This is a genomic window from Polaromonas sp. 39-63-25, from assembly GCF_002278925.1.
Lineage (GTDB): Bacteria > Pseudomonadota > Gammaproteobacteria > Burkholderiales > Burkholderiaceae_C > Polaromonas.
Window position 1 is genome coordinate 57118 of record NZ_NCJH01000009.1, and the last position, 14595, is coordinate 71712.

At 67.1% G+C, this 14595-nt stretch carries 14 protein-coding genes; 5 read left to right on the forward strand and 9 right to left on the reverse strand.

Features of this window, described 5'->3' with window-relative positions; genetic code table 11:
* Window positions 1–2: 2 nt before the first annotated feature.
* Together modA and B7X65_RS12860 are read right to left on the reverse strand one after the other, a co-directional pair.
* Window positions 3–779, reverse strand: a complete 777-nt coding sequence (gene modA / locus B7X65_RS12855) for a molybdate ABC transporter substrate-binding protein (protein WP_293594703.1) — start codon at window positions 777–779, stop codon at window positions 3–5.
* Window positions 780–842: 63 nt separating this feature from the next.
* Window positions 843–2279, reverse strand: coding sequence for a coniferyl aldehyde dehydrogenase (locus B7X65_RS12860; RefSeq protein WP_293594704.1), 1437 nt, complete (start codon window positions 2277–2279; stop codon window positions 843–845).
* Window positions 2280–2451: 172 nt separating this feature from the next.
* On the opposite strand from B7X65_RS12860, the gene B7X65_RS12865 reads away from it, so the two are divergent.
* Complete coding sequence (locus B7X65_RS12865) at window positions 2452–3708, forward strand: amidase (protein WP_293594808.1); 1257 nt, start codon at window positions 2452–2454, stop codon at window positions 3706–3708.
* Window positions 3709–3841: 133 nt separating this feature from the next.
* Here B7X65_RS12865 and hutG read toward each other — a convergent pair whose 3' ends face one another.
* The 3 genes from hutG to B7X65_RS12880 all read right to left on the reverse strand — a co-directional run bounded on the left by hutG (window position 3842) and on the right by B7X65_RS12880 (window position 6033).
* Entirely contained in the window at window positions 3842–4642 is an 801-nt protein-coding gene (gene hutG / locus B7X65_RS12870; protein WP_293594705.1) for an N-formylglutamate deformylase, read from the reverse strand.
* A gap of 76 nt (window positions 4643–4718) precedes the next feature.
* Complete coding sequence (locus B7X65_RS12875) at window positions 4719–5279, reverse strand: HutD family protein (protein WP_293594706.1); 561 nt, start codon at window positions 5277–5279, stop codon at window positions 4719–4721.
* 274 nt (window positions 5280–5553) lie between these two features.
* Complete coding sequence (locus B7X65_RS12880; RefSeq protein WP_293594707.1) at window positions 5554–6033, reverse strand: PaaI family thioesterase; 480 nt, start codon at window positions 6031–6033, stop codon at window positions 5554–5556.
* A gap of 157 nt (window positions 6034–6190) precedes the next feature.
* On the opposite strand from B7X65_RS12880, the gene B7X65_RS12885 reads away from it, so the two are divergent.
* Entirely contained in the window at window positions 6191–6895 is a 705-nt protein-coding gene (locus B7X65_RS12885; RefSeq protein WP_293594708.1) for a glutathione binding-like protein, read from the forward strand.
* 8 nt (window positions 6896–6903) lie between these two features.
* Here B7X65_RS12885 and B7X65_RS12890 read toward each other — a convergent pair whose 3' ends face one another.
* The 3 genes from B7X65_RS12890 to B7X65_RS12900 are packed head-to-tail and all read right to left on the reverse strand — an operon-like array spanning window position 6904 to window position 9280.
* Complete coding sequence (locus tag B7X65_RS12890) at window positions 6904–7212, reverse strand: DUF2917 domain-containing protein (RefSeq protein ID WP_293594709.1); 309 nt, start codon at window positions 7210–7212, stop codon at window positions 6904–6906.
* Window positions 7209–8513, reverse strand: coding sequence for a tetratricopeptide repeat protein (locus B7X65_RS12895; protein ID WP_293594710.1), 1305 nt, complete (start codon window positions 8511–8513; stop codon window positions 7209–7211). Before B7X65_RS12895 ends, B7X65_RS12890 begins: the two co-directional genes overlap by 4 nt.
* Window positions 8510–9280, reverse strand: a complete 771-nt coding sequence (locus B7X65_RS12900) for a sterol desaturase family protein (protein WP_293594711.1) — start codon at window positions 9278–9280, stop codon at window positions 8510–8512. The genes B7X65_RS12895 and B7X65_RS12900 overlap by 4 nt, the downstream gene beginning before the upstream one ends.
* Window positions 9281–9435: 155 nt before the next feature.
* Between B7X65_RS12900 and B7X65_RS12905 the strand changes: the two genes are divergently transcribed.
* Entirely contained in the window at window positions 9436–10494 is a 1059-nt protein-coding gene (locus B7X65_RS12905) for a helix-turn-helix domain-containing protein (protein WP_293594712.1), read from the forward strand.
* A 74-nt stretch (window positions 10495–10568) separates the two neighbouring features.
* On the opposite strand, the gene B7X65_RS12910 is transcribed toward B7X65_RS12905, so the two are convergent.
* The gene (locus B7X65_RS12910; protein ID WP_293594713.1) at window positions 10569–13148 is read right to left on the reverse strand and encodes a cation-translocating P-type ATPase; all 2580 of its coding nucleotides are present in this window, start codon (window positions 13146–13148) and stop codon (window positions 10569–10571) included.
* A gap of 315 nt (window positions 13149–13463) precedes the next feature.
* Between B7X65_RS12910 and B7X65_RS12915 the strand changes: the two genes are divergently transcribed.
* The gene (locus B7X65_RS12915; protein ID WP_293594714.1) at window positions 13464–14177 is read left to right on the forward strand and encodes a YebC/PmpR family DNA-binding transcriptional regulator; all 714 of its coding nucleotides are present in this window, start codon (window positions 13464–13466) and stop codon (window positions 14175–14177) included.
* A gap of 63 nt (window positions 14178–14240) precedes the next feature.
* Window positions 14241–14489, forward strand: a complete 249-nt coding sequence (locus tag B7X65_RS12920) for a DUF3297 family protein (protein ID WP_293594715.1) — start codon at window positions 14241–14243, stop codon at window positions 14487–14489.
* Window positions 14490–14595: the final 106 nt, after the last annotated feature.

Consider the following 14595-nt stretch of genomic DNA (forward strand, 5'->3'; position numbering starts at 1 on the left):
GCTTAGGGCATCACGAAGCCGTAGCGGCCCATCACCGCCTGCGCGGCCGGCGTGCCGATGAAGTCGTAAAACGCCTGGGCAGCCGGCTCGGCATTTTTCAGCAGCACCATGCGCTGGCGCAGCGGCTGGTGCCAGCTGTCGGGAATCAGCGCAAACGTGCCCAGCCTGCCCACGCTGGGCGCCAGCGCCAGCGACTGCGCGATGATGCCGCCCTGGGCGCCCCCCGAGGTGGCAAACTGCGCGGCCTGGGAGATGTTTTCACCGAGCACCAGCCGCGGCTGCAGCTGGCTCCACAGGCCGGCATGTTGCAGCGCCTCCCTGGCCCGGGCGCCATAAGGGGCGTGATCGGGGTTGGCGATGGCGAACTTCTGCAGCCGCCCGTCCTTCAGCGCCGCCGCCAGGTCCTTCAGTTCGCTGTCGGCTTTCAGGACCGAACCATGCGGCACCAGGATGCCGATGCGGCCCAGCGCATACAGCCTGCCGCGGTCGCGCGTCCTGCCGGCGTCCGCCAGTTTGAACACAAAGTCCTCGTCGGCCGAGAGAAACATCTGGAATGGCGCGCCCTGCAGGAGCTGCGAATAGAAGTTGCCCGACGAGCCGAACACCAGGCGGATCTTCTTCCCTTTTTCCTTCTCGAACAAAGCGGCCACTTCCTCCAGCGCGAACTTCAGGTCCGACGCCGCAACCACCACCGGCTGCGCCTGCGCGCGGCCCGGCAGGCCGCCCAGGCCCATGGCGGCACAAAGCCACAGGGTCGTGATGAACGCTTTCAACAACATCGTTTCATTATCCCTTCCCTGCCTGCCGGAAAAGACCGCTGCGGGAACGACCGTCTGACTGCCTTACAACCAGCGTTTGAGCAGCCCCATGATCTGGTCGAACCGTTTGCCATACGGCGGGTAAAACAGGTCGCCGCGCGCCCACTTCGACGACACCAACACCGGTTTTTGCTGCGTGAAACGCAGGAAGCCGGTTTCACCGTGGTAGGCGCCCCAGCCGCTGTCGCCAACGCCGCCAAAGGGCAGGTTGTCGTGGGCAATGTGCATCAGTGTGTCGTTGACCGTCACGCCGCCGCTCACGGTGCGCGCCAGCACCGCGTCACGCGAGGCGGTGTCGGTGCCGAACCAGTAAAGGGCCAGCGGACGCGGCCGGTCGTTGATGTAGCCGATGGCTTCGTCCAGCGTGGCATACGGCAGCACCGGCAGCACCGGGCCGAAAATTTCCTCGTCCATCAGCTTCATGGCCGGTGTGGTGCCGAACACCAGCACCGGCGCCATCTGCCTGGCAGTGGCGGGCGCAGCGCCACCCGGGTTCACCACCTGCAGCCGCGCGCCCTCGCCTTCGGCCTGGGCCAGCAACGCCTGCAGGCGCTCGTGGTGGCGCGGGCTGATGATGGCTGCGTAGTCGGGGTTGCCGGCAATGGTGGGAAACAGCCTGGCCACGGCGCGAGCAAAGGCTTCGCCAAACGCGGCCTCCCTGCCCTGCGGCACCAGCACGTAGTCGGGCGCAATGCAGGTCTGGCCGGCGTTGAGCAACTTGCCGTGCGCGATCTTCAGGGCCACGCTGTCGAGGTCGCTGGACGCGTCGACGATACACGGCGACTTGCCGCCCAGCTCCAGCGTGGTGGGGGTCAGGTTGGCGGCGGCGGCCTCGGCCACCTTGCGCCCGGTGGCGGTGGAGCCGGTGAACACCAGGTGGTCAAAAGGCAGGTGGGTGAAGGCCGCCGCCAGCGCGGCGTCGCCCTCGACCACGCAGAACTCGTCGGCCGCAAACGCCTGGCCGATCAGCTCGCCCACTAGCGCCGAGGTGCGCGGCGTCAGCTCGCTCGGCTTGAGCATGACGCGGTTGCCCGCCGCCAGGGCCGTGATGGCCGGCGCCAGCGCCAGCTGCACCGGGTAGTTCCAGGGCGAGATCACCCCGACCACGCCCAGCGGCTGGCGCTGCAGATAGGCGCTCGAGGGCTGCAGGTAGATCGGCGTGGACACCTTCACCGGCCGGACCCACTTCGGCAGATGTTTCAGCGTGTGCGACAGCAAGGTGCGCAGCACAAACATATCGGCAATTTCGGTCAGCTGCGGCGAACGCACGCCAAAATCGGCCTGCACGGCCAGCGCCAGCGCCGGGCCGTGTTCATCGAGCAGGCGGCGCATGCGCTGCAGCCTGTCCCGGCGCAGGGCCAGCGGCACGTCCACCTGGGCGCGGCTGGCGCGGTGCTGGGCATCAAACAGGGAACGAAGGGAAAGTTCGGTGACTGCGGCGGGGGTGGTGGTGGCGTTCATCCGGCGATGATAGGCCGCAATAGGCTTTCCGGGGCTGCCATGCAGCGCGCTTTTCCTGCCCCCTCGCCCTCCGGGAGAGGGTTGGGGTGAGGGCCAGCAAGCCACAACCCACGATACCTCCCTGCACAGACCGCCATCCCTCACCCCCGCCCTCTCCCAGAGGGAGAGGGAAATTGCAGCCGCCGGCGATGAAGGCCCGCGCATTTTCACCCGGCTGTACCTTGAGCCCGCCCGCACGGCCGCGCTGGTCGCCGACCGGCGCGCCGCCAGCGGCCAGCCGCTGGGCCCGCTGGACGGCCGCATCGTCTCGATCAAGGACCTGTTCGACGTGGCCGGCGAAGCCACCACCGCCGGCTCGGCCCTGCTGCGCGATGCCGCGCCTGCTGCCAAAGATGCCGTGGTGGTCAGCCGTCTGCGCGCGGCCGGGGCCGTCATCATCGGCAAAACCAACATGACCGAGTTCGCTTTCTCGGGCGTCGGCATCAACCCGCATTACGGCACGCCCGGCAACGCGCTGGACATCAGCCGCATCCCGGGCGGCTCGTCCTCGGGCGCGGGCGTGTCGGTGGCGCGCGGCATGGCCGAGATCGCCATCGGCTCGGACACCGGCGGCTCGGTGCGCATTCCATCGGCGCTCAACAGCCTGGTGGGCTTCAAGCCAACCCAGGCGCGGGTCACGCGCGAAGGCGCTTTTCCGCTGTCCTTCACCCTGGACACCCTGGGACCGCTGTGCCGCAGCGTGGCAGACGCCGCCGCCACCGACAGCGTGCTGGCCGGCATCGCGAATGAAGCCCTGCCGCAGCGCGATGTACGCGGCTTGCGCCTGGGCGTGCCGCGCGGTCTGTTGTTCAGCCAGGCGCAGGACGAGGTGCTGGCCGCGGTGGAGCAGGCCCTGGCGCAGCTCGCGGGCGCCGGTGCCCGGGTCCGCGATCAAGCGCTTGACGATTTGCTGGGTGAACCCTTTCGCCTGCAGGAGCGCGGCACCCTGGTGGCCGCCGAAGCGGCGTGGATTCACCGCGACTGGGTGGATAGCCGGCCCGAAGCGTACGACCCCATCGTGCTGGGCCGCATCCGCCGCGGCCAGACACTGGATGCGGCGACCTACGTCGGTATCCAGCAGGCCCGTGCCGCGCTGCTGCCGGCGCTCGATGCGCGTTTGACAGATCTCGATGCGCTGGTGCTGCCCACCGTGCCACTGCTGGCGCCACGCATCGCCGAGGTACAGGCCGAAGACGCGTTTTTGCGCACCAATACCCTGCTGCTGCGCAACCCCTCGGTCTTCAACTTCCTTGACCTGCCGGCGTTGACCTTGCCGCTGCCGCGCGGCGGCGGGCTGGCGGTCGGGCTCATGCTGGTGGGCAAGCGTGGCCAGGACCGGGAACTGCTGGCGCTGGGCGCGGCGGTTGAAGCGCTACTCCACCCTGCCTGACTTGTCATTGCGGCCTTGAGCCGCAATCCATGCAGGCACACAGCGGTGTTCGTATTCTCTTGACGGTTTCGTCATTCATGACACGCCCCGTTGGGGCCGAGCCTGTCGAAGGGGCGCGACTCAAGACACCGTCTCAGCGGCCATATAGCCTGCAGGCAGCGGCCAGGCTGTCCGTCACCATGCTCTTGAGCACGGGTTGTATCCTTTGCGCCAACACCTCGTCGTAGGCAAACGGCGTCACTTCCTGCATGTACAGGCTCTGGCATTTCTCGAGCTGGACCGCGTGCACATGCCCGGCCGGCCGGCCGTACTGCCGCGTGATGTAGCCGCCCTTGAAACGGCCGTTGGCGATGCTGCTCACCCCCGCGACCCCGGCGCATGCAGCGGCCGCGGCGGCGGTGATGGAGGCATCCGCCGCCGCGCCATTCGCCGTGCCGATGTTGAGGTCCGGCAGGCGGCCCTCGAACAGCCAGGGGATTTCGGAGCGGATGCTGTGCGCATCCCACAGCAGCACAAAACCGTGCGCCGCCTTCAGGCGGGCCAGCTCCTGAGCCAGCGCCGCGTGATAGGGCTGCCAATACGTTTCGCGTCGGCGCAGGCGCTCGGCCGGGTCGGGTGCCCGGCCCTCCCTGTAAAGAACATCACCGTTAAAAAAATGCGTCGGGCACAGCTCGGTGTTGGAGGCACCGGGGTACATGGGCGCATCGTCGGGCGGCCGGTTCAGGTCAATCACATAACGCGAATACCGCGGCGTGATCACGCTGGCGCCCAGCGCCGGCAGAAAATCGTACAGCCGCTGCAAATGCCAGTCGGTGTCCTCCAGGCCCAGTGCGCGTTCGGCGTAGTCGCCTTGCAGCTCCGGCGGAATGTCGGTACCGGTGTGCGGCATGCTGACCAGCAGGGGGGCCTTGCCGAGTTGCAGGGTAAAACTCATGCCAGCTCACCTCTGAAAACCGTTGGAAGGCGCGGATTGGCGCCGAAGGCATGGGCCGGTTGCGCGGGCTGCACCGTCATCGCGCCATTTCCATCCAGAGCGCGGTCATGGCCTCAATGCGCACCGAAGCCCCATCGGCGAGCGCACGCCAGGCCAGGGTGTGCGGCGGCACCGTCGTGAACTTCCTGTTGACCTGCACGGTCACCGGCTCGTCCCAGGCATACACGGCGACCCGTGTGCCGGGTTTGACCTCCACGTCCAGCGCCCCCAGCACACGGACCAGGCGCGCGCTGCCACGCCCCTTCCTGACCATCAGGCTGAAGTCTTCGGTGGGACCGTCAATCAGTTCGCAGTTACAGGCCAGGGCGCCGTCAAAACACAGCGGCTCGCCTTGCGGCGTCAACTCGCGGGTTTGCCCGTCCAGCGTGAGCCGCACGCCGGCGCCGCCCAGTACCGCGAACCATCGCTGCACACCGTCATAACGCGAAAACGGTCCGTTTTTTTCGATCTCGGCCACCGAGATGCGCCAGTCCCAGTCCCCGGCGGTCGGCCAGGCCAGCAGCTCGCGCGTGATGCCGCCGCCATTGCGCCAGGCCGTGGGCGCCACCTCTTCCAGGGGGATGATTTGCCAGCTCATGGGGAGACCTCCGCTTGAAGGGTGCGCGTTGGGAATGGGTGGCCATTCATGCGTCAAATTGTCCTGCAAAGCCGTCACGCGTGCCAGAACAAATCATCCGGACCAGGCCGGTGCAGGCCTTTGGGGGCCACCGCCACAAGCGCCCGCGTGGGTGCGCATGGCCACCGGAAAAATCTGCGTCGAGGCACCGCCTGTCACCGGCCGCAGACCGGGGGCGCCTGGTTCATTTCAAGAAGAAAAACGGCTCCAGCCTTTTGACTGTTTGCGCCAGCAGCTATCCATTTCGTAGCGAAAATGGGTCGCGGTCCTTGCCGTCGCCGATCAGCGGGCCCTGCTTGAAAATGCCGCTGATGCGCAGGGCCGGCTCACCGTCGGCCGTCACCAAGCCCTGTATGAATATCATGTTGCGCGTGCTGCGCAGGATGTCGGCCTGGCCCTGCACCCAGGCGCCCAGCATGGCCGGCGCCAGGTAATCGATCTGCAGGCTGATGGTCGGCAGAAAGCGCCTGTCGCTGTCGCTCTGGTACATCGCCGCGCAGGGCAGCAGCATGTCCGCAAACGATGCCAGCATGCCGCCGTGGCACATCTGCAGCGGGTTGCTGTGCCGTTCCTCGACACGAAAACCCAGCAGCAGGCGCTGACCGTCCAGCCGCGCATAGAACGGGCCGTTGACCTCGATAAAGGGGCCGCCCACACGCACAGGAACAAAACCATCGGGGATGGCGGATGAAGAGGAAGGAGTGACTTCAGGCATTCCTCATGCTAACCGGCGCGCGGCTTGCGGCCCGTCCGCTCGGTGACTGCGGGGTGATGGTCGGCCTGCGGCCTCGCCGCCGCGCGCAATACGCGTGTCGCGGGCTTGGGCTACAGTGGCCCTTCGACCAACATCCCCCAGACAGCACCACCCCGCCATGAACGATCTCTCTGCCTTCCCCGTCACCCGTAAATGGCCTGCGCAGCACCCCGAGCGCATCCAGCTTTATTCACTGCCCACGCCCAACGGCGTCAAGGTGTCCATCATGCTGGAGGAAACCGGCCTGCCTTACGAGCCGCACCTGGTCAGCTTCGAGACCAACGACCAGATGTCGCCGGAATTCATCTCGCTGAGCCCCAACAACAAGATCCCGGCCATCCTCGACCCGAACGGCCCGGGCGGCCAACCGCTGGGCCTGTTCGAGTCCGGCGCCATCCTGATCTACCTGGCCGAGAAGACCGGCAAATTCATGCCAACCGACCCTGCCGGCCGTTATGAAACCATCCAGTGGCTGATGTTCCAGATGGGCGGCATCGGCCCGATGTTCGGCCAGCTCGGTTTCTTCCACAAGTTCGCCGGCAAGGACTACGACGACAAACGCCCGCGCGACCGCTATGTGGCGGAGGCAAAACGGCTGCTCGGTGTGCTGGACAAGCGCCTCGAAGGCCGCGCCTGGATCATGGGCGACGACTACACCATCGCCGACATCGCCACCTTCGGCTGGGTGCGCAACCTGATCGGGTTCTACGAGGCCGGCGAGCTGATCGGCATCACCGACTTTCCGAACGTGCTGCGTGTGCTGGAAACGTTTGTGGCGCGGCCGGCGGTTGTCAAAGGCCTGGGCATACCGGCACGGGGCTGATGGCTGGGTCACACGGCAGCTAACGCCACGCGCAGCACCACCGCCTCCAGGGCCTGCACCAGAAGGCGCTCAGGCCGCACGCAGGTGTAGCCTTCCCCGGCCTCCAGCATGATGTCCCGCGCATGCCCGTCCTGCGTGACCCACGCCGAACCGGCGATGCATTCAATGCGATAACCCGCAGGCCGCGCAATGCGGTGGATGGCTGACTTCGACAAGTCCAGGGTGTCCGTCGAACCGGGCCAGGCCACCCCCTCCCGTTGCCAGGGCCAGGCGGGACGGTATGGAAACAAGCGCGAAAAAGTGAATGCCGTGCTCATGATGTGACAACAAGACCCGCATGAGTGACAGGGTGCCGTTGCCGCGCCAGCAGCTGGCGCTCCTGCTCCAGCGCCTGGGCCAACACCCGCTGCCCGCTGCGCTGCGCTGCTGCAATCAGCGTCTGCTCCAGCAAGTCCCGTTGCGCGTGGCTGCCGCCGAAACGATGCGACTGGCTGCGGATGGGCCGCAGCAGTTCGACCGCACGGCCCCAGTCCTGTTGCCCGTACGCGATGAAGGCCTGCGTGGCGGCCGCACCGACTTCACGGGTGAATACGGCGTTGTCGCCCTGGCGCGTCATGGCTTCTTGCTGGGCGTGTTGCAGCGCCTGCAACAGGTCGTCACGTCCGGCAGCAACAAAGGCCATCGCCGCATGCCAGTCACTGAAAGCGTAGTGGCCATCGGCGGCAAATGGCGCCCAGCGCTCGGCCAGTTGCTGCCAGCGCTGGCCGACGTCGGCCCCCTGGAGCTTGAGCCGCCAGAGCAAGGCGCTGGCGTCCACCAGCTCCACATGAATCTGCGGGCGGTGGCCGTGGATGGGGCCGTCGTAAAGCGCCAGCACCTCGGGCACGTCGCCCTGCGCGAGGTGGTGCAGGGCCAGGTGCCACCAGTTGTGCACGGCCAGAAAACTGTCCGACTGCCAGCCTTCGTTGCCAAGCATCCATTCAATGCCTTCGTCACGGCGCCCCTGCATCTCCAGCACATGCGCCACCGCGTGCTGGGCCCAGGCGTCTCGCGGCTCAAGCTCCACGGCTTCGCGACCCAGGCGCTCCGCGCGGGCATAGTCGCCGGTTTCCTCCAGCCCGAAGGCCTGCATGCCCAGCACCGCGTGCCAGCCGGGCACATGGCGGGACCATGCCGGCAACACACGCGCGATGCGGTCGCGCAGCATGCGCGAGTCGCCCGCGAAGAAGTCGATCTGCTGGCCCGCCTGCAGGGCCAGCGTGTCCAGCGGGTAGTGGGCATTGAGGTCTTCCAGCGTGATGGCTGCGGCGCGCCAGTGGCCATGGCACAGCTGCTGGATGGCACCCAGGTGCCAGGCTTCGCGTTCGTTGCAGGGCAGGCTACGCGCCGCGTCCAGGGCTTCGCGTGCGGGCACAACGCCATCTGCCTCGGCGGAAAGCAGGTACAGCCAGGCGCGCAGCACATGCGCCATCACCAGGCCGGGCGCTTCGGCCAGCGCAGCCTCGGCCGTGGCCACCGGGTTGCCGGCGAAACAGCGAAATTCATGCAGGGCCTGCTCAAGGTGGCTCAGGGCCTGGGCATTGCAGCCCGAGAGGGTGTATCCGGAAGCGTCTTTCATGGGGAAATCTCCAAAGAGTGGGTGGGTTGAATCAGTGCCGGGCGCGACACGTCGCGAAACGCCAGCATTTCGGGAATACGCGCCGAAGCGCCGTCGTGAAAACCTTGTTCAGGCCATGGGCCTTGTACGGCTCCGTTGTGGAAGGTTCCGAAGAGCAGGTCCCACAGCGGCAGATCGGCATAGTTGTGGGCGTGCACACCGCGCTGGTGGTGCACGGCATGGCTCTCGGGCCGCTGGACCAGGTAACCCAGCCAGCGCGGCGTGTGCACACGGGCATGCTCAAAAACGCTCAGAAAAGTCAGCACGGCCGCCGCCCAGGCGCCCGCCTCGGGGCTCAGGCCCAGCAGGGGGAACAGCACCAGGCTCAGCAGCGTGGTGAAGAAAACCGTGTCCAGCGGATGCAGGTAAAAGGCGCCCCAGGCGTCGAAGGACTCGGTGCTGTGGTGCATCTGGTGCCCTGCCAGCCACAGCCAGTCGAAGCGGTGGGCGCTGCGGTGGTACCAGTAATGGAAAAACTCATACACCAGCACACCCGCCGCAGCGCCGCCCGCGGTGCCGAGCGACGCGCCGTTGAACACATGCAGATCACCCATGAACCCGGCCCAAAGCTGGCCGACCAGCAGCGCCATTCCGAAGTTGATGGCAATCACCACCGCGGCGCGGGAGCGCCACCACCGGCTGCGAAACCCGCCGGCGGGAGGGACAAAATAGTCCAGAAGCAGGAACGCGGGCAAAACAGCCAGCGTCAGGATGTCGGGCAAAGACATGTCGATTTCCTTGTAGGGTTGACTAAAGCGCGAGTCAGACTGAAAGCAGTGCCGGCCCGCATGGCGGAAGCAGCGCTCTAGAATGTTCAGCAACTGTAGGCAGGAAGGCCGTTTTGACCTGCAGCCAAAACCGCCACCCACACGACAAATCCGCCATGACCGAGCCAACCGGTACCCGCGCCATCGCCACCGTTTCCATCCTGGTGCTGCCCGAGGTCACCGCCTCGGTGCTGTTTGGCCTGAACGACCTGTTTCAGGGTGTCGGACGCGACTGGCCGCAGGTGGTCGAAGGCCGCCCCGGCACATCGCAGCTTCGGGTGCAAATCGTCTCGAGCGACGGCCAGCCCCTGACCATTGCCAACGGCGTGCGGGTGGTGCCCGATGCGTCGCTGGCCGATGCACTGCCCGCCGAGGTGGTGTGTGTGCCCGAGGTGTTTGTGGTTCCCACCGATGACTTGCGCGGCCGCTTCAAGGCCGAGGCTGCCTGGCTGAGACAGACGTATGCCCGTGGCGCCATCGTGGCGGCGGCCTGCTCCGGTGCGCTGTTGCTGGCCGAAGCCGGCCTGCTGGAGGGCGAAGACGCCACCACACACTGGGCCTATTGCGACGTGCTGGCACAACGCCATCCGGGCATTCGGCTGCACCGCCAGCGCGCACTGGTCACTGCGGGTGAAGGTCAACGGCTGGTGATGGCGGGCGGCGGCACGTCCTGGCAGGACCTGGCCCTCTACCTGATCGCGCGCCTGATCGGCCTTGAGGCGGCCATGCAGATGGCGCGCCTGTACCTCATCGACTGGCACCAAAGCGGCCAGCAGCCCTTTGCCCGCCTGTCAGCCAGCCGCCAATCGGACGACGCCGTCATCACGCGTTGCCAGCTCTGGGCCGCAGAGCACTACCGGGCGTCCAGTCCGGTGGCGGCGATGACGCAGCTGTCGGGTCTGGCAGAACGCTCTTTCGTGCGGCGCTTCCAGCAGGCCACGGGCATGTCGCCGCTGCAGTACGTGCACACCGTGCGGCTCGAAGAAGCCAAGCAGTTGCTGGAAGCCTCGGACGACTCGATCGAGGCCATCGCCGAGCAGGTGGGTTACGAAGACGCGGGCTACTTCGCGCGGCTGTTCAAGCGTGAAGTCAACCTGACGCCTGCACAGTACCGCAAGCGTTTCGCCGGGCTGCGGGAAGTGCTGCAACAGGGCCGGAAACCGCAGAACACCTGACGCGGCAGCCCCTTCCCGGCACTGCCCGCTTCTCAGGCAGCGGCCATGGCCCGAATGCGCAACGCGCGCTGGGTTCAGTCGGAGATTCTGTGGCTACGGAACAGGCGCTGCCCCAGCACCCGCACCAGTTCCAGCCAGACCAGACACAGTGCCACCAGCACGGCGGCGAGTGTCAGTTCCCGCCCTCCAGGCAGGGCCAGACCCATCAGGTCCCGCAGCCACGGCAGGCCGAGCACCGCCACCAGCAGCACAGCCACACCGGCGGCCATGCGCCACAGCCAGGGGTTGGACGCAGCCGCACCGAGCAGTACGGGCCGCGACGGATCGCGGTTGGCCAGGATCAACAACATCACCGCCAGCACCAGCGCGCTGAACACCACGGCACGGCCCTGGGCGGCGCTCCAGCCCTGCCCTGCCAGCCAGGTCTGCCCGGCCAGCAGCACCCCTGCCACACCCAGGCCCTGCAACACGCCCTGCATCAGCGGTGCGGCGGCAAACGGTGAGTCCGAGGCGGGGCGCGGCGGTCGCGTCATCAGGTCGCTGCCCTCCGGCTCGGCCTCGAACACGATGGAGCAGGCCGGATCAATCAACAGTTCCAGCAACACGATGTGCACCGGCAGCAGCAGCACCGGCCAGTGCAGCAGCGTGGGCACCAGCGCCAGCGCGATGATGGGAACATGCACGGCAAACACAAACCGCGTCGCCTTGCGGATGTTGTCGTCAATGCGCCGGCCCTGGCGGATGGCGGCCACGATGCGGGCAAAGCTGTCGTCGAGCAGCACCAGCGCGGCGGCCTCGCGTGCCACGTCGGTGCCGCGCTCGCCCATGGCAATACCCACGTCGGCCGCCTTGAGTGCGGGCGCGTCGTTGACGCCGTCGCCGGTCATGGCCACCACCTCGCCATCGGTGCGCAGCATCTGCACCAGACGCAGCTTGTGCTGGGGTTTGAGGCGCGCACACAGGTCCACATGGCGCAGCCGCTGGCGCAGGGCGGCATCGTCCAGGGCTTCGATCTCGGCGCCAGTCATCAGGTCGGGGCGCTCCGACAGGCCGACCTGGCGCGCAATGGCCAGGGCCGTGGCGGGGTGGTCACCGGTCATCATGATCACACGCACACCAGCCTGCCGGCATTCGGCCAGCGCGGCAGACACCTCGGCGCGTGGCGGGTCGGCCAGGGCGACCAGGCCGAGAAATTCGAAATCGAAGTCGTGCTGGCTTGGCGGCCAGGGCGGCGCCGCGTCCGGTGCGGTGGCCTGCCCGCTCCAGCGCCCGCGCGCCACGCCGAGCACACGCAGACCGCGTTCTGCCATGGTTTCCACCTGCCGGCCGATGGCATCACGCTGCGCCACGTCAAGGTGGCACAGGTCGGCCACGGCCTCCGGCGCGCCCTTGGTGGCCAGCAGGTGCTGCGAAGGATCAGCACTGGCAAACACGCGTGTCATGGCCAGAATCTCGCCCGACAACGCGTACTCAAACTCGGGCTCGCGGCCCTCGTGCACATGCTCGGTGCCGGCCAGCCACTGGTGGCCAAAAAGCTGGATCGCCTTTTCCATCGGGTCGAACGGATCACCGGGCGTGGCCAACATCGCAAATTCCACCAGCAGGTGAAATTCCTCGGCCAGACTGTCGGCACCCTCCGGTTGAAAGTGCGCGCCAGCCGTGGCGAGTTCGGCCACCGCCATGCGGTTCACCGTCAGCGTGCCGGTCTTGTCCACCGCGAGCACGGTGATGGCGCCCAGCGCCTCGACGGCGGTGACGCGCCGCGTCAGCACCTTGTGCCGGGAGATGCGCCACGCGCCCAGCGCCAGGAAGACGGTGAGGATGACCGGAATTTCCTCGGGCAGGATGGCCATGGCCAGCGCAATGCCGGAAAGCAGGCTCTCCAGCAGCGGCCTGTCGTTCCACCACCAGCCCAGCACAACTTGCGCGCTGGCCAGCAACAGCGCAGCCACGCCGAGCTGGCGCACCAGTTTGCGCGATCGCTGCTGAAGCGCCGAGGGCGGCTCGGTGGTGGCGGCCAGGTCGGCGCCTATGCGCCCGACCGCCGTTTGGGCGGCGATGGCGCAGACTTCGGCCAGGCCCACGCCGCGCGTGACCACGGTGCTCGCGAACAGGGCCGCGGTGCCGTCGCCGCCCGGCGCGGGGGCCGTGCCCTCCCCGGCCCCCGGCGCCAGGGGCAGCTTGGTCACGGGCACGGCCTCGCCCGTCAGCAGCGACTCATCAACCTCCAGCTGGCCGTCCACCAGCAGCGCATCGGCAGCAATACGGTCGCCCTCGTGCAGCACCAGCAGGTCACCCAGCACCACCTCGCGTCCGGCAATGCGCTGCTCCAGGCCGTCCCGTATCACCAGGGCGCGCGGAGCCGACAGGTCGCGCAGCGACTCCAACGCGCGCTGCGTCTTGCGCTCCTGCACCAGCGTGATGGCGATGACCACAAACACAAAACTCAGCAGGAACAGCGCCTCGCCCCGGTCGCCCAGCGCCAGGTAGATGCCGCCGGCGGCCAGCAGCATCAGGAACATCGGTTCGGTGACCACGTCGCGCACGATGGCCGCGGTGGACTTGGGTTCGCTGCCGGGCAGCAGGTTGGGCCCCTGCTCGGCAAGGCGGCGTGTCGCCTCGCTGGCGCTCAGGCCCTGGCGGGCGGATGCCACGGGCGTTGCGCTGGGGGGCTGAGGCCGGTGAGACGCTGGAGGGGGGGTGGCCATTTTTTTGTCAGGGGTTGGGCGAGTGGCGGCCATGACGGCACGGCTCCCGTTTTCTGATGGTAGACGAGTCAGCGTTCGACCAGCCAGAAACAGGGGCCCGCGCGCCCCCGCCCCTGCGCAGATGGCCGGAACCGCCCGGGGATGGGTGTATAACCGGAACCCTCGGGTGACGTGCCGCGGCGTTTCAGACAGCGCGCATGCCCCCAACACCCCGAACCAGCCAGGCGCATGCATGCGCCGCAACACCAAGGAATTTCAAGCATGGGCGCGCAGTGGAAAGCAAAAGGCAAGGAACTGGCAGCCAATGCCAAGGGCAAACTGTTTGGCCGACTGGCCAAGGACATCATGATCGCGGCGCGCAACGGCGCCGACCCGGCCTCGAACGCGCGCCTGCGGCTGGTCGTCGAGCAGGCCCGCAAGGTCTCCATGCCCAAGGACACCCTGGAGCGCGCCATCAAGAAAGGCGCCGGCCTCACGGGAGATGTGGTTCATTATGAACACGTGATTTACGAAGGTTTCGCACCGCACCGCGTGCCCGTCATGGTCGAATGCCTGACCGACAACCTGAACCGCACCGCCCCTGAAATGCGCGTGTTGTTCCGCAAGGGGCAGCTGGGCACATCCGGCTCCGTGTCCTGGGATTTCGACCATGTCGGCATGATCGAGGCAGAACCCGCGGCAGCAGGCGCCGACCCCGAGCTGGCCGCGATTGAAGCCGGCGCCCAGGACTTCGAGCCCGGCGACGAAGAAGGCACCACGATGTTTCTGACCGATGCGAGCGACCTCGACATCGTCAGCCGCGCGCTGCCGGCCCAGGGCTTTACCGTGCTGTCGGCCAAGCTCGGCTACAAGGCCAAGAACCCGGTTGACCCGGCCAGCCTGAGCGCCGCGGATCTGGAAGAAGTGGAAGCCTTCCTGGCCGCCATCGACGCCAACGACGATGTGCAGAATGTGTTTGCGGGCTTGGGGGCTTGAAGCGGATACCCGGCCCAAATCAGGGAAAATGGCTGACGATTCGCGCTAACCCAAAAAATATCCATGACCGACACCATTGAACGCCCCCCTCTGCCCGACCACCTGTCCGCGGACCCTCGCAGCCCGCACCACGTTGCCGCCGTGTTCGAGCACGACATCGGCATCCGCTTCAACGACAAGGAACGCACCGACGTCGAGGAGTACTGCATCAGCGAACGCTGGATCAAGGTGCCCGCCGGCAAAGCGCTGGACCGCAAGGGCCAACCACTGATGATCAAGCTCAAGGGCAAGGTCGAGGCGTTTTACAAGTAAGAAGTCAGCGGCGAGCGGCTGGTGGGCATGATCACCCAGTCTGCCCTGATGGCTGCACTGCGGCGGGCGGCAGATCCAAAAGCCTGAGTTTTTTGCCAGTCCGGCT

What these genes read in the sequence shown, in the direction of transcription:
- modA (WP_293594703.1), bottom strand. Translation starts at nt 779, where the DNA reads ATGTTGTTGAAAGCGTTCATCACGACCCTGTGGCTTTGTGCCGCCATG.
- B7X65_RS12860 (WP_293594704.1), bottom strand. Translation starts at nt 2,279, where the DNA reads ATGAACGCCACCACCACCCCCGCCGCAGTCACCGAACTTTCCCTTCGT.
- hutG (WP_293594705.1), bottom strand. Translation starts at nt 4,642, where the DNA reads ATGAGTTTTACCCTGCAACTCGGCAAGGCCCCCCTGCTGGTCAGCATG.
- B7X65_RS12875 (WP_293594706.1), bottom strand. Translation starts at nt 5,279, where the DNA reads ATGAGCTGGCAAATCATCCCCCTGGAAGAGGTGGCGCCCACGGCCTGG.
- B7X65_RS12880 (WP_293594707.1), bottom strand. Translation starts at nt 6,033, where the DNA reads ATGCCTGAAGTCACTCCTTCCTCTTCATCCGCCATCCCCGATGGTTTT.
- B7X65_RS12885 (WP_293594708.1), top strand. Translation starts at nt 6,191, where the DNA reads ATGAACGATCTCTCTGCCTTCCCCGTCACCCGTAAATGGCCTGCGCAG.
- B7X65_RS12890 (WP_293594709.1), bottom strand. Translation starts at nt 7,212, where the DNA reads ATGAGCACGGCATTCACTTTTTCGCGCTTGTTTCCATACCGTCCCGCC.
- B7X65_RS12895 (WP_293594710.1), bottom strand. Translation starts at nt 8,513, where the DNA reads ATGAAAGACGCTTCCGGATACACCCTCTCGGGCTGCAATGCCCAGGCC.
- B7X65_RS12900 (WP_293594711.1), bottom strand. Translation starts at nt 9,280, where the DNA reads ATGTCTTTGCCCGACATCCTGACGCTGGCTGTTTTGCCCGCGTTCCTG.
- B7X65_RS12905 (WP_293594712.1), top strand. Translation starts at nt 9,436, where the DNA reads ATGACCGAGCCAACCGGTACCCGCGCCATCGCCACCGTTTCCATCCTG.
- B7X65_RS12915 (WP_293594714.1), top strand. Translation starts at nt 13,464, where the DNA reads ATGGGCGCGCAGTGGAAAGCAAAAGGCAAGGAACTGGCAGCCAATGCC.
- B7X65_RS12920 (WP_293594715.1), top strand. Translation starts at nt 14,241, where the DNA reads ATGACCGACACCATTGAACGCCCCCCTCTGCCCGACCACCTGTCCGCG.